The 17,791-nt window shown below is 71.9% G+C and carries 17 protein-coding genes and 2 pseudogenes; 6 read left to right on the top strand and 13 right to left on the bottom strand.

Going from position 1 to position 17,791, the window contains the following annotated elements; translation table 11 throughout:
• The 4 genes from ACFV4N_RS26235 to ACFV4N_RS26220 form a co-directional block, all read right to left on the bottom strand.
• Positions 1-1,170, bottom strand: a 1,170-nt coding sequence (locus ACFV4N_RS26235; RefSeq protein ID WP_499675257.1) for a mandelate racemase/muconate lactonizing enzyme family protein, incomplete at its 3' end; no start/stop codon positions are given.
• A 1-nt stretch (position 1,171) separates the two neighbouring features.
• On the bottom strand, positions 1,172-1,999 hold the full coding sequence (locus ACFV4N_RS26230; protein ID WP_499675256.1) for a carbohydrate ABC transporter permease: 828 nt from the start codon (positions 1,997-1,999) through the stop codon (positions 1,172-1,174).
• The gene (locus tag ACFV4N_RS26225) at positions 1,999-2,826 is read right to left on the bottom strand and encodes a carbohydrate ABC transporter permease (protein WP_499675255.1); all 828 of its coding nucleotides are present in this window, start codon (positions 2,824-2,826) and stop codon (positions 1,999-2,001) included. The genes ACFV4N_RS26230 and ACFV4N_RS26225 overlap by 1 nt, the downstream gene beginning before the upstream one ends.
• 129 nt (positions 2,827-2,955) lie before the next feature.
• Entirely contained in the window at positions 2,956-4,227 is a 1,272-nt protein-coding gene (locus ACFV4N_RS26220; protein WP_499675254.1) for an ABC transporter substrate-binding protein, read from the bottom strand.
• 154 nt (positions 4,228-4,381) lie between these two features.
• Here ACFV4N_RS26220 and ACFV4N_RS26215 point away from each other — a divergent pair, with 154 nt between their 5' ends.
• Positions 4,382-5,155, top strand: coding sequence for a FadR/GntR family transcriptional regulator (locus ACFV4N_RS26215; RefSeq protein WP_499675253.1), 774 nt, complete (start codon positions 4,382-4,384; stop codon positions 5,153-5,155).
• Here ACFV4N_RS26215 and ACFV4N_RS26210 read toward each other — a convergent pair.
• Both ACFV4N_RS26210 and ACFV4N_RS26205 read right to left on the bottom strand, forming a co-directional pair.
• Positions 5,094-6,524, bottom strand: coding sequence for an MFS transporter (locus ACFV4N_RS26210; protein ID WP_499675252.1), 1,431 nt, complete (start codon positions 6,522-6,524; stop codon positions 5,094-5,096). The two genes, ACFV4N_RS26215 and ACFV4N_RS26210, sit on opposite strands and share 62 nt — an antisense overlap.
• Before the next feature lie 44 nt (positions 6,525-6,568).
• On the bottom strand, positions 6,569-7,468 hold the full coding sequence (locus tag ACFV4N_RS26205; protein ID WP_499675251.1) for an alpha/beta fold hydrolase: 900 nt from the start codon (positions 7,466-7,468) through the stop codon (positions 6,569-6,571).
• 101 nt (positions 7,469-7,569) lie between these two features.
• Between ACFV4N_RS26205 and ACFV4N_RS26200 the strand changes: the two genes are divergently transcribed.
• Positions 7,570-8,499, top strand: coding sequence for a LysR family transcriptional regulator (locus ACFV4N_RS26200; RefSeq protein WP_499675250.1), 930 nt, complete (start codon positions 7,570-7,572; stop codon positions 8,497-8,499).
• A gap of 143 nt (positions 8,500-8,642) precedes the next feature.
• On the opposite strand, the gene ACFV4N_RS26195 is transcribed toward ACFV4N_RS26200, so the two are convergent.
• The gene (locus ACFV4N_RS26195; protein ID WP_499675249.1) at positions 8,643-9,047 is read right to left on the bottom strand and encodes a winged helix-turn-helix transcriptional regulator; all 405 of its coding nucleotides are present in this window, start codon (positions 9,045-9,047) and stop codon (positions 8,643-8,645) included.
• A 149-nt stretch (positions 9,048-9,196) separates the two neighbouring features.
• Here ACFV4N_RS26195 and ACFV4N_RS26190 point away from each other — a divergent pair, with 149 nt between their 5' ends.
• Positions 9,197-10,060 (top strand): SDR family oxidoreductase, encoded by an 864-nt coding sequence (locus ACFV4N_RS26190; RefSeq protein ID WP_499675248.1) that lies wholly within the window; start codon positions 9,197-9,199, stop codon positions 10,058-10,060.
• 124 nt (positions 10,061-10,184) lie between these two features.
• Here ACFV4N_RS26190 and ACFV4N_RS26185 read toward each other — a convergent pair.
• Positions 10,185-10,426: pseudogene (locus tag ACFV4N_RS26185) on the bottom strand (IS5/IS1182 family transposase); the annotation flags it as partial.
• Positions 10,427-10,602: 176 nt separating this feature from the next.
• Between ACFV4N_RS26185 and ACFV4N_RS26180 the strand changes: the two are divergent.
• A complete protein-coding gene (locus ACFV4N_RS26180; RefSeq protein WP_499675247.1) occupies positions 10,603-11,787 on the top strand; it encodes a vWA domain-containing protein in 1,185 nt (394 codons plus the stop codon).
• A 248-nt stretch (positions 11,788-12,035) separates the two neighbouring features.
• Here ACFV4N_RS26180 and ACFV4N_RS26175 read toward each other — a convergent pair whose 3' ends face one another.
• The 3 genes from ACFV4N_RS26175 to ACFV4N_RS26165 form a co-directional block, all read right to left on the bottom strand.
• Positions 12,036-13,067 (bottom strand): alpha/beta hydrolase, encoded by a 1,032-nt coding sequence (locus ACFV4N_RS26175; protein WP_499675246.1) that lies wholly within the window; start codon positions 13,065-13,067, stop codon positions 12,036-12,038.
• A 76-nt stretch (positions 13,068-13,143) separates the two neighbouring features.
• Positions 13,144-13,932, bottom strand: a complete 789-nt coding sequence (locus tag ACFV4N_RS26170) for an SDR family oxidoreductase (RefSeq protein ID WP_499675245.1) — start codon at positions 13,930-13,932, stop codon at positions 13,144-13,146.
• Positions 13,933-13,970: 38 nt separating this feature from the next.
• Positions 13,971-14,333: a nuclear transport factor 2 family protein gene (locus ACFV4N_RS26165; protein ID WP_499675244.1), complete on the bottom strand. Its 363-nt coding sequence runs from the start codon at positions 14,331-14,333 to the stop codon at positions 13,971-13,973.
• A gap of 78 nt (positions 14,334-14,411) precedes the next feature.
• On the opposite strand from ACFV4N_RS26165, the gene ACFV4N_RS26160 reads away from it, so the two are divergent.
• A complete protein-coding gene (locus ACFV4N_RS26160; RefSeq protein WP_499675243.1) occupies positions 14,412-15,206 on the top strand; it encodes a MerR family transcriptional regulator in 795 nt (264 codons plus the stop codon).
• A gap of 109 nt (positions 15,207-15,315) precedes the next feature.
• On the opposite strand, the gene ACFV4N_RS26155 is transcribed toward ACFV4N_RS26160, so the two are convergent.
• Both ACFV4N_RS26155 and ACFV4N_RS26150 read right to left on the bottom strand, forming a co-directional pair.
• Positions 15,316-17,193 (bottom strand): AMP-binding protein, encoded by a 1,878-nt coding sequence (locus tag ACFV4N_RS26155; RefSeq protein ID WP_499675242.1) that lies wholly within the window; start codon positions 17,191-17,193, stop codon positions 15,316-15,318.
• 333 nt (positions 17,194-17,526) lie between these two features.
• The gene (locus ACFV4N_RS26150) at positions 17,527-17,664 is read right to left on the bottom strand and encodes a hypothetical protein (protein WP_499675241.1); all 138 of its coding nucleotides are present in this window, start codon (positions 17,662-17,664) and stop codon (positions 17,527-17,529) included.
• Positions 17,665-17,699: 35 nt separating this feature from the next.
• On the opposite strand from ACFV4N_RS26150, the pseudogene ACFV4N_RS26145 reads away from it, so the two are divergent.
• A pseudogene (locus tag ACFV4N_RS26145) lies at positions 17,700-17,791 on the top strand (trehalase-like domain-containing protein); the annotation flags it as partial.

Genomic DNA, 17,791 nt, shown 5'->3' with positions numbered 1-17,791 from the left:
GCGGTGGTCGGGGGCTCCCGCGTCCCGCAGCACCGCCTGCTGGCGCTGCCCGGCGGGTTCCGGCCGGACGTGGGGACCCGCGGCCACCGGCGCGGCGAGCCGGTGGCCGGCCGCGGCGACCGCTTCCTCGTCGACCCGCAGCCCCAACCCCGGGCTGTCGCCGAGGACGAACGAGCCGTCCTCGACCTCGAGGTCGACCGAGAGCCCGAGCGGTGGTTCCAGGTCCTGCAGCTCGCTGGCCAGGTGGTTGGGCACCGACGTCGCGGCGTGCAGCAACCCGACCGGGGTGGAGCCGATGGGGCTCACCGGCAGGTCGTGGGCGTGGGCGAGGGCCGAGACCCGCAGGAAGTGGGTGATCCCCCAGGCCGCCGCCGCCTGCACGACGTCGACCGCCCCCGCCGCGATCAGCGGTCGGTACTGCTCCAGCCCGGTGAGGTTCTCCCCGCTGGCCACCGAAGCCCGGATGCCGCGGCCGACGACCGCGTGCCCCTCCGCGTCCCACCGCCGGACGGGTTCCTCGACCCAGATCAGGTCGAGCACCCGCTCCAGCTCGGCGACGTGGCGGACCGCCTGCTTGCGGGTCAGCGCCTCGTTGACGTCGAGCATCAACCCCGGTCGCGCGCCGCGGCCGGCCGCGGTGAGCACGTCGCGCACCAGGATCAGGCGGTCGCGGTCCCGCTCGACGTCGAGCCCTCCCTTGAGCTTCGCCGCCCGCAACCCGCGGTCGGCGAAGGTTTCGTACAGCGCCACGAGCTCGTCCTCGCCCAACCCGATGTCCAGGCCCGAGGCGTAGGCCGGCACGCGGCGGTCGCGACCGCCGAGCAGCCGCCACAGCGGTTCCCCGGCGGCCTGCGCCTTGATGTCCCACAGGGCGGTGTCCAACGCGCCGATGGTGCCGAACACCGCGCCCGCGTGACCGGCCTTGAACGCCTGGCGCAGCATCCGGTCGTAGAGGGCGGTGACGCCGCGCGGGTCCTCCCCCTCGACGGCGGCGAAGACGGACTCGACCTCCACGTGCGACCCGAGCCCGACGCCGGTGATGCCCGCGTCGGTCTCGACGACGACGAGCGGCACCCGGACGACCCCGTCGGCGAAGACGCCGTTGGCGTCGCCGACCGGCCGCCCCCAGTCCTGGACGGTGGTGAGGGTCCGACAACCGGTGATCCGCATATCAGCCCTTCGTGGCCCCTGCGGTGACGCCGTCGGCGATCTGGCGTTGCAGGAACAGGTAGGTGACGAGGACGGGCACCGCCGCGATCAGCACACCGGAGGCGAAGACGGGGATGTCGTCCGAGTACTGCCCCCGCAGGGAGGTCACCCCGACCATGAGCGTGCGGTGCTCCGCCGACGGCATCACGAGCAGCGCGATGAGCACGTCGTTCCAGCAGAACAGGGCGTCGAGGACGCCGACCGACAGCAGCGCCGGGGTGCCCATCGGCAGCATGATCCGCCAGTAGACGCCGAACGTCGTGCTGCCGTCGACCCGAGCGGCGTCCACGACCTCGGCGGGCACCGCGGCGTAGTAGGCGGTCATCAGGAAGACGGTGAACGGGAGGAACTGCGCCACGTAGGCGAGGACCAGCCCCGGGTAGGTGTCGACGAGACCGGTGTCCGCCAGGACCCTGGTGAGCGGGACCATGACCACCTGGAAGGGGATGAACAGCGCGGCGAGGCACCCCAGGTACAGCGCCGACGAGCCGCGGAAGCGCAACCGCGCCAGCGCGAAGCCGGCCATCGAGCCGAACAGCAGCAGCAACGCGACCGAGCACGTCACCACGACCACCGAGTTCAGGAAGTACCGGGACGTGCCGACGCCCGCCCACGCCTCGGCGAGGTTGTCCCACCGCGGCGCGGTCGCCGGCGAGAACCGGTCGAGGACGTACTCGCGCCGGGTCTTCACGGCGACGTTGGCGGTGAACAGCAAGGGGTACACCGTCGCCAGCGCGAGCCCCGCCATCGGGACCGCGACGACCCACCTGCCCCACCCCCGCCCCGCCATCAGTCCTCCCGGCCCGCGCGTCGCAGGACACCGATCTGGGCCAGGCCGACCAGGAGCATGACCAGGAAGAGCGCCGTGGACGCCGCCGAGGCGAGCGCGGGCTGGTCGAACTGCCCCTGCCGGGTCCAGATGTAGTACTCGGGCAGGTAGGTCGACCCCTCCGGACCGCCGCCGGTCATCACGTACAGCAGGCCGAACATCGAGGTCAGCATGCCGATCATGGTGGTCGTGGAGACGAACTGGATCGTGCGGGTCAGGCCCGGGACGATCACGTGCCGGATGGTCTGCGGGAGGGATGCGCCGTCCACCCGCGCGGCGTCCAGCAGCGAGGGGTCGAGGCTCGCGAACCCGGCCAGGAAGACGACGAGCGCCATGCCGAACGTCGCCCAGACGTGCACGCCGACGACCGCGAAGATCGCCACGTCCGGGTCGCCGAGCCAGTCCACCGGCCCGAGGCCCACCGCGCCGAGGACCCCGTTGAGCGGTCCGTCGAAGGCGAGCAGCAGGTTGAAGATCGCGCCCACGATCACCGGGGAGAGCACGGCGGGGAAGAAGTAGACGGCCCGGTGGACCCGGTGGCCGGGCACCTTCAGGTGGATGAACGTGGCGAGCAGCCCGGGGATCGCCACCGCGACCGGGAGCAGCAGCACGAGCAGGCCGACGTTGCGCAGCGCGGTGCGGAACAGCGGATCGCCGAGCAGCGTCGCGTAGTTGTCCAGGCCGACCGGCGTGCCGTTGCGGTCGCCGTCGCCGGTGAAGGAGAAGTTGACCCCGAGCGCCAGCGGCCACAGGCGCAGCGCGACCAGGACCAGCACGGTCGGCGCCACCAGGGCGAACGGCGCCAGGCGCTCGGCCGGTGACCCGCGGCGGGTTCGTCGGCGCGCCGGCGGGGAGGCCGCTCCCGCACCGGTGGGCGCCGGGCGGACCGGCGAGGTCGGGAGCCCGGGCGGCACGGATCAGCCCGCCGCGTCGGAGGCCGCGAGCTGCGCCACGGCCTCGTCGACGGTGGTCGAGCCGCTGAGCAGCTGCTGCGAGAGGCGTCCCATCAGGTCGAGCGTCGCGCTGGGCAGGGCGACGTGCAGCGCGGGCTTGCCGGTCCTGGCGCCCGCGATGATCGCGGTGACGGCCGGACCGCCGGCGGAGGCGTCGACGGTGGTGTCGGACGCGATCGCGCCGGCGTCCGCGGCGAAGGCCTCCAGCGCCGCGGTCGACGTCAGCGACCGCACCAGGTCGGCGGCCACCTCCGGGTTCCGCGCCGACCTGGCGACCGCGTAGCCGATGCCGCCGTCGTACGGCAGGCTCGGCTTCGCGGCGGGGTCCACCAGCGGCGGGGCCATGACGCCGACGTCGGCCGGCTCCAGGAACTCGCCGAAGTCCTTCCAGTGCCCGACGTCGGACATCAGGCCGATGACGTGCGCGGCCCTGCCCGACTGGAAGACGGCGAACGCGTCGTTGAACATCGCGGTGGAGTTGACGCCGTCGTTGTTCAGGCCGGCGGCCTCGGCCTGCCGCCAGAGCTCGAAGATCCGCTTCACGCCCGGCGAGGTCCAGTTCCGCTGCCCCGCGACCCACCGGTCGTACTCGTCCGGCGGGAGCACCGCGGAACCCATGGCGGACAGGAAGAACTGGATGCCGATGCCCTCCTTGTTGCCCACGCCCAAGCACGAGGCGCCGGTGCGGTCGGTGATGACGCCGCAGTCCTCGACGAACTCGTCCCACGTCGTGGCGGGCGCCTCCGGGTCCAGGCCGGCCTGCCGGTAGAGCGCCTTGTTGTAGTAGAGGGGGTGTCCTTGCAGGGTCACCGGCGACGCGTAGGTCTTCCCGTCCAGCGTGAACGCGTCCCACCCGGCCAGGCGCCGCCTGTCCTCGGCGACGTACTCGTCCAGCGGGAGCAGCGAGTCGACCCGGTCGCGGATGCGGCCGCCGCCGTTGAAGAGGACGACGTCGGGCCCCCTGCCCGCCTGGACCGCCGCGCCGAGCAGCGTGTAGTACTGGTCGTACGGCTGCGCCACGAACTCGACGTCGACGTCCGGGTGGCTCCTGGCGAAGTCGGCTCTCGCCTTCTCCAGGTAGGCGGCCGCGTCGGCGTCACCGGACTTCCAGTCCCAGACCACGAGCCCGCCGTCCGAACCGCCGGCCGGTGGCCCCGACACCGCCGCGCTCCCGCAACCGGCGCTCAACGCCAGAACCAGGACCAGGGCAGCGGACCACGGTGTGCGCTGCTTCATCGCTGCTCACTCCTCCAGGCGGCGACCGGAGGTCCCCCGCTCGGCATGATGGCGCTCCCGAAGCTAACTCGTATGACGTCTTACGTCAACGGTGCTACGTATACTGACCGCACCCCCGACGAGCACGGGGTGTGCCGGCGCAACCGGAGGACAGATGACGGCAGCGGGCCAACGACCAGCCGGGAACGCGCCCGCCCCTCCCGAGTGGACGCGACGACCGGCCAACCTGGCCAAGGCGGTCACCGCGGAGCTGGTGGAGCGCATCGTCCGCGGCGTGCACCCGCCCGGCATGCCGCTGCCACCCGAGCCCGCGCTCGGCCAGGCCTTCTCGGTGAGCCGGACCGTCATCCGCGAAGCGGTGAAGATCCTGCAGGAGAAGGGCCTGGTCCAGGTGCGCCAGGGCGCGGGCACCACGGTCACCCCGCCGTCGATGTGGAACATGCTCGACGAGCTGGTCCTCGCGGCGACCATCGCCGAGGACGAGACGCTGGCGATCCTCGACGACCTGGTGGTCACCCGGCGACTGCTCGAATCGGACATGGCCCAGGTCGCCGCCCGCACGGCCGACCGGGACACCACCGACCGGCTGCGCGCCCTCGTGGACCGGATGGACCAGCTCGTCGACGACCCCGTCGCCTACCGCGAGCAGGACCGCGCCTTCCACGACGAGGTCATGCGGGCGTCGGGCAACCGGATCGCCCGGGGCGTCGTGCGCTCCCTGGAGAGCCAGGTCGTCAACACCGCCCGCTACATGGGCCGCAGCGAACGCGCGTTGTGCGTGGCGTCGAACCAGGGACACCGCCGGATCTGCGAGCGGATCGCGGCCCACGACCCGGAGGGTGCCGCCGAGGCCATGTTCACCCACATCACCGAGGCGTGGTTGGTGCGCCGCAGCGGCGCCGGCGACCCCCGCCGCCTGGACCGCTAGGTCCTCGGAGCGGGTGGTGGTGATCAGGTGCGGTGCCCTTCCGCATCGCGCCCGGGGCCGAGCCCGGTAGCAGGGTCAGCGCGGCGGTCAGCAGGAAGATCGCGCCCTCGTACAGCAGTGCCAGCCGGAACCCGGTGCCCGGGTCGGCGGGCACGGCGAAGTACGCGAGTCCGGCCAGGGTGACCCCGATCGAGCCGCCGAGCTGCTGAGCGGTCGGGAGCAGGCCCGCGGCCGACGCGGCGGCCTCGGCGTCGACCCGGGCCAGGACCACGGCGAACACCGAGGCGGTGAAGGCGCCGAACGCGGCACCACCTGCTGCCAGCACCACCGGCGCCAACCACCCGTGGGACGCCGATCCGATGACGGCGCCGAGCGCGGCCATGACCGCGGCCAGCACCAGTGCCGCCGCCGTGAGCAGCCGGGTGCCGTGGCGGTGGGACAGGTGCGGGGCCACCCGGCTCCCGACCGCGGCCGCCGCGGCGAACGGCGCGGAGAACAGTGCGGCGGTGAGCGCGGAGTGGCCCAGCGCGGACTGCAGGTGGAGGAACAGCAGGAAGGTGAAGGAGGGCACGCCCGCGTTGAACACGAGGACGAGGACGAGGCCCGATCGCGTCGTCCGGTCGCGGTAGGCGGCCGGGTGCACCAACGGGTCGGGCCTGCGGCGCTGGGTCGTGGCGAAGGTGCCCAAGGCGAGTGCGGCGCCGGCGAGGCACGCCCAGGTCCACCCCGGCCACCCCGCTTCGCGGCCGAGGGCGAGCGGGAGGACGAGCAGCCCGAACCCGCTCGTCGCCAGTACCGCGCCGAGCCCGTCGACCGGTGACGGGTGAGCGGTGCGCCGCGGCGGCAGGACCGCCGCCCCGGCGAGCGCCACGACCGACACCACGAGGGTCACCAGGAAGATCGGCCGCCAGCCGAGCCCCATCAGGTCCGCCCCGATGACGAGACCACCGAGCAGCGGTCCGGCCAGCGACGCGACCGCCATGGTGGCCCCGAACGCGCCCAGCGCACGCGCCTGCCGCGACGACGGCAGCGCGGTCCGGATGAGCGAGAGCACCTGGGGCGCCACCAGGCCGCTGCCCGCTCCCTGGACGAGCCGGGCCGCGACCAGGGCGCCCGCGGAGGGGGCGACGGTGCACGCCGCGGAGGCGAGCGCGAAGACGGCCATGCCCACCGCGAACACCCGCCGGTAGCCGTACCGCTCCCCGAGCCGCGCCGCGACGAGGAGCAGGCAGGCGTAGGTGAGGGTGTAGCCGGCGACGACGAGCTGGAGCGCACCGGCGCCCGCCCCCAGGTCCTGCTGCACCGCCGGCGCGGCCACCTGCACGATGGTGACGTTGAGCAGTTGCACGAACGTCGCGCTCAGCACCACGGGCAGAACGAGCGCATGGGGTCGCGCGGCGGGTTCGGCCGGTGTCATCGGAGCGGGGCGTCCGCGCGGGAACCGGCAGCCGCGATCAGCTCGTTCGCGAGTTCGACCGGGCGGGAGGCGAAAGGCGTGTGGCCGGCCGCGAGCGTCGCGACGGTGAACGGGTTGTCCGGCACCGCCTCGTCCGCCTCGGTGATCATCAGGTCCTGCAGGGCCGGCGGCGCGGCCCGGTCCTCGCCACAGCGCAGGTAGGTGCGCGGGATCCGCCCCCACCGCTCGCGGGTCACCTCGACCGGGCTGCCGGGGATCGCGAGCGGCAGATCGGGGCTCAGCGCGAGGCGCCAGCGGTCGAATCGCTCGGGCGGCGTGTCGTGGTAGTGGGTTCGGCGCAGCTCCTCCACGTACGCCGGGTCGGTCGAGTGCGGGTTGATGCGCACCGCGCCGATCGCGGCCGGATCACCCAGCGGCAGGCCCTGCCCGAGGGCGCCCGCGTTCTGCTCCGCGCCGAGGTAGTCGGAGAACCGCGGGCGGCCGGCCGGCACGAACGCCGAGAGGTACACCATCCGGTCGACGAGCCCGGGGGCGCGTTCGGCCGCCAGCGATGCGGGCCCACCACCCGCGCTGTGCGACACGAGCACGACGTTGCGGTGGCGCCGCACGCGGCGAAGGGTGTCGGTGATCGCGTCGGCGAAGTCGTCCATGGTCATCGCGGCCAGCGCCGACTCCTCGGTCGACAGGCCGGGTTGACCCGGCCTCAGGTAGCCCGAGGGCAACGGCGCGTCGAAGCCGTGCCCCGGGAGGTCGACGGCGACGCTCGCGACGCCCGCCCCGGCCATGGCCCGCTGGGTCGCCGCCCACTGCCAGGAGGCGTGCCAGGCGCCGTGGACGAGCACGAACACGGTGCCGGCCGGCTCACCGCACCCGCCGGTCAAGGAGTTCACAGTCATGGGACCAGTTGACGTCCACCCACCGCCGTCATCGACTCGCATATCTGGCAGATGGGCTTCCGATATCTTCTGGGTATCGCGGTCGGCACCGGAGAGGACTGATGGAGGCACGCCACCTGCGCTACGCCCTGGCGCTCGCGGAGCACCGGCACTTCGGCCGGGCGGCGGCCGCGGTGGGCATCGCCCAACCGCCGCTGTCCAAGCAGATCGCCGCGCTCGAGCGGGAAGTGGGCACCCGGCTGTTCGACCGCACGCCGGGAGGGGTTTTCCCCACCGCGGCGGGAGAGGCGTTCCTGGTGAGGGCGCGTCGCGCCCTCACCGAGATGGTGGCCGCCGCGACCGATGCGGACCGGGCCGCCAGGGGCGAGACCGGGCAGCTGCGGCTCGGCTTCATCGGCTCCGCGTTGTTGGACCCCCTGCCGGAGGTGCTCAGCCGTTTCACCCGGGACCGCCCCGGCGTGCGGCTGCGCTTGCGCGAGATGGCGACGACGCGGAGCACCGCGGCGCTCGTGGCGGGCGAGCTCGACGTGGCGATCGGGCTGGGGGTGCCGCGGGGTCTCGGGACCGAAGGGCTCGTGTCCGTGGTCATAGGACGCGACCACCTGGTCGCGGTGGTCGACAGCACCCATCCCTATGCGGGCCAGGCGAGCGTCGGGGTCGAGCAGTTGCGGCACCAGCACCTCGTCGTGGCGCCCGCCGATGACGAACCGGTCACCCTCGGCGTGCTGCGGACCGTCTTCGGGGAAGGCTCCGCCGCGCTCGCCGACGCCACCGAGGCGCGCGACGTCCACACGATCATCGGGTTGGCCGCCAGTGGCGTCGGCGTGGGTCTCGGACCGTCGCGCATGCGGATCGCCGCCCGTCCCGGCACCTGGTTCTGCGACGTGCTCCCGCACGTGCCCCTTCCCGAGCTGACCCTCTCGTTCCGCGTGGCGGACCGCTCCCCGGTACTGGCCGCCTTCCTCGGCACGGTCCGGGACCGGTGTCCCGACGTGGGCCGCGCACTCGACCGGCGCCTCGGCCCGCGCTGAGCACGGGTGGGAGTTCCAGGGCAGGAGACCGGAGCCGCACCAGGGCTCGGGTCGACGCCCGGTTCGACACCCGGCTCGTCTTGCTCGTCCTGCTCGGTCAATGCCGTTGCGATCGAGCGGATGCCCCTGCCGGCCGCCGCCGATTACCCGGTGCGCCCAGTGCGGTCGTCGTACTCCTCGCGGGCGGTGATGACTTCTTCGATGTGCAGCACGGACCACTCCGTGAGCGCCTTCAGCGGTTCCCGCAGCGTCTGGCCGAGCGCGGTCAGCTCGTACTCCACGTGCGGCGGCACCTCCGGGTAGACGGTCCGGCTGACCAGCCCGTCGCGTTCGAGGGTGCGCAGCGTCTGGGTGAGCATCTTCTCGCTCACGCCCGCCAGCGCCTGCCGGAGCCGGCTGAACCGGGAGGTCCCGTTGCGGCCGAGTTCGCCGAGCACGAGGACCGCCCACTTGCTGCCGATCTGGTCGAGCAGGTCCCGCGAGGGGCAGCCGCGCTCGTACGGGTCGAATGACGGTAGGGGCCCGGTCACGTTCCCGACAGCAGCCACACGGCTCACCTCAATGCTTTCGCTCAGGTGAGTACCCTACCAAGAAGTGGCTACTCCCCAGCAGAGAGTGTCCAGGTCATCCTGTGTTCCACCCCGCGGCGGACGGACCGCGGCAGGCGTGCGGGGCACCCGCGGAAGGAATGACCATCATGCCGATCGTCGTCACCGGAGCCACCGGCCAACTGGGCAGGCTCACCGTCGAGGCACTGCTGCGGCGCGGGGTCCCGGCCGCGGACATCATCGCGACCGGCCGGGACATCGCCAGGATCAAGGATTTGGCCGACCGGGGCATCACGGTGCGCCGCGCCGACTTCGCGGACGCGGACGGCCTGGCCGAGGCGTTCGCGGGGGCGGACAGGCTGCTGCTGGTCTCGGCCTCGGTCCCGGTGGGCGAGCGGGTCGCCAACCACCGCCGCGTGATCGACGCCGCAGCGTCCGCAGGGGTGTCGCTGGTGGTGTACACGAGCACGACGCACGCGGACACGGCCACCACCGTCATCGGTGCCACGCACGGCGAGACCGAAAAGTACCTGCGGGACCGCGGCACCCCCAGCGTGCTGCTGCGCAATGGCTGGTACCTGGAGAACTACACCGGCCAACTGCCGCAGATCCTGCAGAACGGCGCCGTCGTCGGCGCCGCGGGCGACGGGCGGATCAGCGCCGCGTCCCGTGCCGACTACGCCGAGGCCGCAGCGGTCGTCCTCACCACCGAAGGCCACACCGGCGCCGTGTACGAACTCGGCGGCGACGAATCCTTCACCCTTACCGAACTCGCCACCGCGATCTCCGCCGCGACCGGAAAGCACATCTCCTACACCGACCTCCCGGTGACCGACTACGCCCAGGCACTGGCCGCCGCAGGCCTACCCGCCGAGCTGGCGGACGTCCTCGCCGACGCCGACCGCGGCATGAACCGCGGCGAGATGCACACCGATTCCGGCGACTTGCGCCGCCTGATCGGACGCCCGCCCACGACCCTGGCCGAGGCACTCGCGGCCGCCCTGCACGACTGAGGTCGAACCCGTGACGTGGCCGGGTTGCCCAGGTCGTCAGGCCGGTCTCGGCGAGGCAGCCGTCCATCAGTTCGCTGCGGTATTGGATGGGGCCTTCACCCTGGATGTTGGACACGGAACCCCTTCATCCCGCGGCGGCCTCGTAGTTCTGCAGCACATGGATGGCTTTGGCCAGGCGGCCGGCGCGGTGGGGACAGCAGCGGAGCTTGCGCAGGACGCGTCAGGTCTTGAGCTGGGTGTTGGCGCGTTCGCCCGGTCCGCGCGGGCGGGCGTGGGCCCGGTTGGCTCTTTCTGCGCCTTGGCCTTGTTCCGGCTCTTGCACGAGGTGATGACGTGATCACCGGTTTCGCCGTAGCCGTGGTAGCCGCTGGGCCGGCCGACAGGGATTCACTGGATTGGGTGAGCATCTGGTTGACCTCTAACGTCCTCCTGTTCCTTCGACAGGCCATGACGAAGGGGGAAACATGCGCAAGGCCTTCCGAAAATCCGCACTGGTCGCAGCGCTCACGGGGGCGTTGACGCCGCTGTTGGTGGCACCGGGGGTGTCAGGCCAGGCCGTGGCCGCCCACGGCGCAGCCGCCGCACTGCCCTGCCCGATGGACGTCGCGTTCCTGCTCGACACCACGGGCAGCATGAAGAACACGCTGCTCGAACTCAAAGCGCAGGGCGAGGAGATCACTACGGCCGTCGAGGCCGCCTCCGGCGGGGACTACCGCATGGGGTTGATCGGGTTCGACACCGACCTCACCGTAAAGTCGCCGCTCACCGCGGACAACAAGGTCCAGATGGACAACCACTTCGCGCTGCTCAACTGGACGTGGGGAGGCCTCGGCCTCCCGGAGGCCTCCGACGAGGCTCTGGTCACCGCGGTCGAGAACCGCGAGGCCGGACTGAACCAGGTCGGGGACTTCCCGGGTCCATGGCGCGCCCACGCTTTCAAGACGATCGTGTTGATCACCGACGCCAAACCGGCGGGTTTCGACGACACCCACGACGACGGCGACCTCAAGAATGCCATCGAGGCGACCGAACACGCCTTCGGCAAGGGCATCCGCATCATCGCGGTGCAGGTACCCGACTCGTTCGCGCCGACCGACGCCCTGGACCCCGAGATCGCCGCGATCATGAACGGCTACAGCACCGGGACCGACGGCCAGTACATCGGCACCAACGAGGAGAACAGCGCCGACGCGATCCGGGACGCGCTGAGCCGGTGCCCGCGCACCGACGCCTACATCCGCGACGTCGCCACCGACACCGGCGTGGAACCGAGGGCCTCCGCGGGCAACAGCCCGGCGATCCGGCTCTGCACGACGAGCACCCTGCCCTCGTGCCCGCCCCCGGACGCCGTCGCCACCGACGTGGCCCAGACACCGGTGTTCTTCCACGTCCAAGTCCACAGCCCCGGACCCAAGGGGAACAACGCCGCCACCTCGCACGGCGTGCTCAAGCTCTACCGCTCCCTCAACGAGGGACCGGGCGGGCACTGGCCCGCCCTGTGGACCGAGATCGGCTCCGAAGCACTTGACGTCCCACCGAACGCGATCACGCCGACCACCGCGGTCATCCCGTGGAAACCGACCATCGGGAACTGGACTTTCATGGCTCGCTGGGTGGCCTACAGCGACCCGATGACCTTCGCCGAAGGACCCGACTCCGAGACCAACGTCAAGAACAACAACAACATCGCCTGGAGGAGGATCGACGTCACCCCGACGCCCCAGTGAGCGTCGAGGACGGTCTCGAGCAGACATGATCGTCCCGGCGGGCGGGTCCGCGGAAGGCCCGCCCCCCGGATGTCGTCGCGCCAGGAGTCGACGGCCATCCCCGTGGTCCAAGCCCTGTGGCAGGCCGCGGAGGTGCTCGGGGTCTCCGAACGGTCGGCGGGTACCTGGTGGCGGGCCTACCGACGGGACGGTCGCGACGGTTCCCGCGTCCGGTCCGGCGACACCTGATCACGGGTCACGCGCCCAGCTCAGCGCCTCACCGGGGGAACACGCCCCAGTTGGCGGCGCAGCCATGCCGCTCGGGCGGCGACGGCGTCCTGCGAGATCACGGCGTAAGGAACCACGACGTCGAACCCGTGGAACCCGCCGGGCCAGACGTGCAGTTCGACGTGGCAGCCCGCCTGCCACATGCGGCTCGCATGGGCGACGTCCTCGTCCCGGAACGTTTCGGCCGACCCGACGTCGATGAACGTGGACGGCAGGCCGGAGAGGTCCGCGGCACGGAAAGGCGCTGCGTACGCGGACACGTCCGGTCCTCCGCGCACGCCGTCGCCGAGGAGCGCGTTCCACCCGGTCTCGTTCGAGGAGCTGTCCCAGATGCCGAGGCCGCGCAGCTGCCGGGCGGAGGGCGAGTCGTTGCGGTCGTCGAGCATCGGCGACAGGAGCAGCTGGGCCAGGATGGCCGGGCCGTTGCGGTCGCGCGCCATCAAGGCGACACCTGCTGCGAGGCCGCCGCCGGCGCTCGCACCGGCGATGACGACGCGCTCGGGGTCGATGTCGAGCTCGTGGGCGTGCTCCGACACCCACACCAGGCCTGCGTAGCAGTCCTCGACGGGACCGGGGTGGCGCGTCTCGGGTGCGAGCCGGTACTCGACCGAGACCACGGCCACGCCCATCGGTTCGGCCAGGTCCAGCATCTCGACGAGGCCGAACCGGTTGTCCCCGACGATCATGCCGCCCCCGTGGACGTGGTAGATCACCGGGGTGGGGGTCGCCGCGTGCTCCGGGAGGCAGATCAGCAGCGAGATGTCCGGTTGCCCGTCCGGCCCCGGCACCACCCGCTCCCGCACGCCGTAGGCGCCACCGCGCGAGAGGACCTCGTCGGTCGGGGTCTCCACGCCGGGAACGGGCTCGCGCATCTCCGCGATGTTGTCCGGGCGGTACGCGTCCGGTGGGCGCAGGCTGGTCAGCGCCTCGAGGACGGGAGCGAGCTCCGGGTCGAAGGGCGGTGGCGGTCCGACCGGCTGGGCTGAAGACCGCCCCGTGACTTGCTCGGTCATGGTTTTCTCCTTGCGGCAGGAGACGCGGTGTCCGCCTGCCGCAGGTCACAGGTCATCGATGGACATGGGGGCCGGCTCAGACGGTCGGCACGGTCCCGCCGTCGATCACGTACTCGGCCCCTACGATCGCCGAAGCGCGGTCCGAGACCAGGAACCCGACCAGGTCCGCGATTTCCCCGGTGGTCGCGAACCGCCCCAGCGGTACTCCTCCCAGGGAGTCGTAGATGGTCTGCTTGGCCGCCTCACGGGTGAGCCCGTTGCCCTCGGCGATCCGGTCCACGAACCTCTCGTAGGCCTCGGTCTCGATCCCGCCGGGGCTGATCGCGTTGACCCGGACGCCGCGCGGCGCGAGTTCGTTGGCGAGTCCCTTGCTGTACGTGCGCAGAGCGGCCTTCGCCGCCGCGTACGCCAGGGACGCGTCGTACTGGGGCAGTTCGCGCTGGATCGAGGTGAAGTGCAGCACCACGCCCGCCCCGGACTCGATCATCGCCGGGAGGAGCGCCCGATCGAGCCGCACCGCTCCCAGGAGGTTGAGGTTCAGCTCCGTGAGCCACTGGTCGTCGGTGATGACCGCGAACCCACCGGCCGGCGTCGACGCACCTCCGACGACGTGCACCAGGATGTCCAGCGCGCCGCCGACCTCGGCGATCCGGGCGGCCACCGCGTTGGTGCCCTCGACCGTCACCAGGTCCGCTTCGATGAACCGGTCCGGGTGCTCGTACCCGTCGGGCATCGTTCGCGCCGTCACGTAGACGTCGGCACCCATCTCCCGCAGCCTCTGCACGACGGCCTTGCCCGAGCCCTTCGACCCGCCCGTGACCAGCGCCCGGCGGCCGTCGAGACGATCGCGGTCGGAACCGGACATCCTTCTCTCCATTGAAGATCGATGTGGCACGGGTTCGGTCAGGCCGTGTGGTTGGCGATGACGAGTTCGGCGACGAGGCCGCCCCGCAGCGCGAACCGGTAGTCGAGCTCGGCGACCCCACCCGGGAAGGTGCCTTCGAGCCGCACGGTCACCACCCAGTGGGCGTCATCCACGCGGCGAGCGCCGAGCTGCTCGGTCGTGTACTCGAACTCGGACCCGGCGTCCCGCAGGAACGCGTGGACCGCGCCTCGGCCGCGGAAGGTCTCTTCCTGGTCCACGACCACGACGTCCTCGGTGAGGAACGACGAGGCGGTGTCGGCGTCGCGGGCGACGTGGGCGGCGAAGAACTCGCGCACGGTGGCCGGGAGCAGGTCGGGTGGAAGGTCGGTGTGCTGTGCCATGAGCCCATCGTGTGGCCTCTCGGCGCGAGAGGGTCAAGCCGTGGACCCTCCCCCGGAGAGAGGGTCCAGAATGCGGGGGTGTTGACCATCGGAGAGTTCTCGCGGCTGACCCACCTGAGCGTGCGGACCCTTCGCCGGTACCACGAGGCGGCCCTGCTGGAACCCGCCGTGGTGGACGAGAGCACCGGCTACCGCTACTACGCCGTCGAGCAGATCCCGACCGCGCAGGTCATCCACCGGCTCCGCGAACTCGACGTCCCCCTGGGCGACGTGCGGCGAATCCTCCGGACCCCCGACCCCGGTATCCGGGCGGCCCTGGTCGCGGACCACCTGCAACGCCTCGAGGACGTGCTCGACCGCACCAGGGCCGCGGTCGTGTCGCTGCGGCGCCTGCTCCGGCCCGACCCCGCGCCGATCGACGTCGAACTGCGTGCGGAGCCCGCCCGGACGGTCGCGGCGGTGGAGGCCGTGGTCGAGCACCACGAGGTCGCTGCCTGGTTCGCGGGCGCGATGGCCGAACTGGAGGCGGCCGTCGGCTCCGCCGTGACCGGACCGCCGGGCGGCTGCTACGACAACGCCCTCTTCGAACAGGAGCGCGGTCACGCGCTGGTCTACCTGCCGACCGCCGCGCCACCTCGCACCGGGCGCGTGCACCCCGTGGTCCTCCCGGCCGCGGAACTGGCCGTCACCACTCACGTCGGCGAGCACGACGGCGCCGATGTCACGTACGGCCAACTCGGGACCTGGGTGGTGGAGAACGCGATGTCGGTGGCCGGACCGGTGCGGGAGGTCTACGCCGTCGGTCCTCGTGACTCGAGCGATCCCGCCGCGTGGCGCACCGAGATCGGCTGGCCGGTCTTCCGCGTCACCTGAAGCGGTCAGCGCGGAGCGGAGTCCCAGGACAACGGGCCGCGTGGCTCGACCACGCCGCGGTCACGCCGCGCCTCGCGTGACCGCGGACCGCGGGAACCCCACCCGGCGATCAGGCCCTGGAACGCCAATCGGCCGCCGTCGGCAACGAGACGTCCGCCTCGACGACGAGGCCCTCCTCCACCGACGACGGGTGGGACAGCCACGCGCGCAGTTCCGATCGCTTGATCTTCTTCGACGCGGTGTGGGGAAGTCCGCGCACGAACACGAACCGGCGCAACCGGCTCCACTCGCCGATCCCGGTGTCGACCAGGTCGCGCAGTTGCCCGGCGAGCACGTGGTGGTCCTGCGCCACACCGGCCTTGGCGATCACGAAGGCGACGGGCACCTGGGTGAAGAACTCGTCCGGTGCGGCGACCACCGCGCAGCGCTCGACGGCGACGTGCGCGGCGATGGTGTGCTCGACGTCGAGCCCCGACAGGCTGTCACCACCGACGTTGATGATGTCGTCCGTGCGCCCCGCCACCCACAGGTAGCCGTCCTCGTCGAGGAGTCCGGCGTCGGAGGTGTCGTAGTAGCCGGGGAACCTCGCGAGGTAGGTGGCGATGAAGCGCTCGTCGTCACCCCAGATGGTGGTCAGGCAGCCCGGCGGCAACGGCAGCCGGATGGCGAGGTGGCCGGGGGTGCCCGGCGGCAGGGCGTTGCCGTCCTCGTCGAGGATCTCCACGCGGTAACCCGGCAGCGGGGTGGCTACCGAGCCGGGTTTGACGGCCGACAACCCGGGGCCGAGGCAGTTGGACGCGATCGGCCAGCCGGTCTCGGTCTGCCACCAGTTGTCGATGACCGGGCAGGCGAAGTACTCCTGCGTCCAGGCCATGAGGTCGGGTTCGACGCGTTCACTCGCCAGGAACACCGCCCGCAGGTGGTGCCCGTCGGGCAAGGTCGTTCCGGCGCGGGCCTCGCGGCGGATGCGGCGCACGGTTATGGGAGTGGTGAACAGGACGTTCACCCCGTGTTCGGTGATCACCCTGGAGAACGCCCCGGAGTCGGGCGTGTCGACGGGCGACCCCTCGTACAACACCGTGGTGCACCCGGTGACCAGCGCACCGTAGACGCCGAAGGAGTGACCCATCACCCAGCCGGGGTGGGAGTCGGTCCAGAACACGTCGTCCCGGCCCACCCCGAACACGTTCTCCACCGCCCACCGCAAGGCCGTGAGGTAGCCGCCCGTGTCACGGGTGATCGCCTTGGGCTTCGCGGTGGAGCCGGAGGTGTGGAGGATGTAGAGCGGGTGCCCGGAGGGGACGGGCAGGGCCTCCGGACGCCGGGTGCACGCCCCGACCAATTCGTCCCAGTCCAGGTCGCGCCCCTCGCGCAAGTGCCACTGCCCGGCACCGGGGCGCTGCAACACCACGCACGCCGACGGCGCGTGGAGCGATTGGTCGAGCGCGGCCTCGACCACGGGCTGGTAACTGACGGCGCGAGGTCCGTCGAACCCGCCCGACGCCGTGAGGACGACGGCCGGTCTGGCGTCGTCGATGCGATCACGGAGCACCGACGCGGGCACTGACGTGACCACCACGGAGTGAATGAGCCCTAACCGGGCACAGGCCAACATGGCGATCACGGTCTGCGGCGCGGCGGGCAGGAAGAGCAGGACCGTGTCGCCCTTCCGCAGCCCCAGTTCGGCGAGCGCGCCGGCGAAGGAGATCACCTCCTCGTGGAGCCGGTGGTAGCTGTACGTCTCCTTCACCCCGGTCTGCGGGCTGTCGAAGATCAGCGCGGGGTGGTCACCCCGGCCCTCCTCGACGTGCACGTCCAGGCAGTTATAAGCCGCGTTGAGCGTGCCACCGGTGAACCACCGGTGCAGCGGGTACCCGGTGTCGTCCAGGACCTCGTCCCATTCGCGTTCCCAGGTCAACCGGCGGGCCTGCTCCGCCCAGAACGTGAGCTGGTCCTCGGGCTGCTTGATGACGGATTTGGTGGTCACGACAGCACTTCCTCCACTGTGTACGCATTTCAGTTCCCCAGGCGCCGGACCGCTATCACTGCCACGGCCGTTGCCACCAGGCCACGACGCCGACGCACGATGCCCGTGCGGCCTCCGGTCAGACGACTCGAACCTTCGAGGCGCACTTTCCGAGATGGACGGTTCGAGCTTGTGGACACAGCTTCCCCGCCATCTCGGCGCTCGAGCGATCCCCTGCACTGCACGATGCCGGTACAGCCAGCACTACCTGCGCCGCGCACCCACCGTCGGTTGAAGACACCGCGCGCTGGTGCGGTCCGGACCTCGGCGGGCCACCGACCGCCCGGGTCATGTTCAGCGCAGACCGTCGGTGAAGGCGTGCAGGGCGGCCACGGCAGCGGGGGTCAGGGTGTTCGGGCCGGTGTCGCGCAGGTCGTGGTGCACGCCGGTCAGCAGGACCCGGGTGCCGAAGCGGAGCCGGCTTCTTGTCATGAGCAGCGTTCTGTGCGACCGCGAGGCTCTTGGCGCGGTGGCTGTGCGAGCGCGAGGGCCTGCGCGTGGTCGGCACCTCGGAGCCGATGGTGCTGCGCTCGCCCGGCGTGGACTGGCAGATCACCTC

The organism is Actinosynnema sp. NPDC059797 (genome assembly GCF_042732085.1).
GTDB lineage: Bacteria > Actinomycetota > Actinomycetes > Mycobacteriales > Pseudonocardiaceae > Actinosynnema.
This window is presented reverse-complemented; position numbering and strand designations above follow the sequence as displayed.

What these genes read in the sequence shown, in the direction of transcription:
- ACFV4N_RS26215 (WP_499675253.1), top strand. Translation starts at nt 4,382, where the DNA reads ATGACGGCAGCGGGCCAACGACCAGCCGGGAACGCGCCCGCCCCTCCC.
- ACFV4N_RS26230 (WP_499675256.1), bottom strand. Translation starts at nt 1,999, where the DNA reads ATGGCGGGGCGGGGGTGGGGCAGGTGGGTCGTCGCGGTCCCGATGGCG.
- ACFV4N_RS26220 (WP_499675254.1), bottom strand. Translation starts at nt 4,227, where the DNA reads ATGAAGCAGCGCACACCGTGGTCCGCTGCCCTGGTCCTGGTTCTGGCG.
- ACFV4N_RS26200 (WP_499675250.1), top strand. Translation starts at nt 7,570, where the DNA reads ATGGAGGCACGCCACCTGCGCTACGCCCTGGCGCTCGCGGAGCACCGG.
- ACFV4N_RS26150 (WP_499675241.1), bottom strand. Translation starts at nt 17,664, where the DNA reads ATGACAAGAAGCCGGCTCCGCTTCGGCACCCGGGTCCTGCTGACCGGC.
- ACFV4N_RS26165 (WP_499675244.1), bottom strand. Translation starts at nt 14,333, where the DNA reads ATGGCACAGCACACCGACCTTCCACCCGACCTGCTCCCGGCCACCGTG.
- ACFV4N_RS26170 (WP_499675245.1), bottom strand. Translation starts at nt 13,932, where the DNA reads ATGTCCGGTTCCGACCGCGATCGTCTCGACGGCCGCCGGGCGCTGGTC.
- ACFV4N_RS26190 (WP_499675248.1), top strand. Translation starts at nt 9,197, where the DNA reads ATGCCGATCGTCGTCACCGGAGCCACCGGCCAACTGGGCAGGCTCACC.
- ACFV4N_RS26205 (WP_499675251.1), bottom strand. Translation starts at nt 7,468, where the DNA reads ATGACTGTGAACTCCTTGACCGGCGGGTGCGGTGAGCCGGCCGGCACC.
- ACFV4N_RS26175 (WP_499675246.1), bottom strand. Translation starts at nt 13,067, where the DNA reads ATGACCGAGCAAGTCACGGGGCGGTCTTCAGCCCAGCCGGTCGGACCG.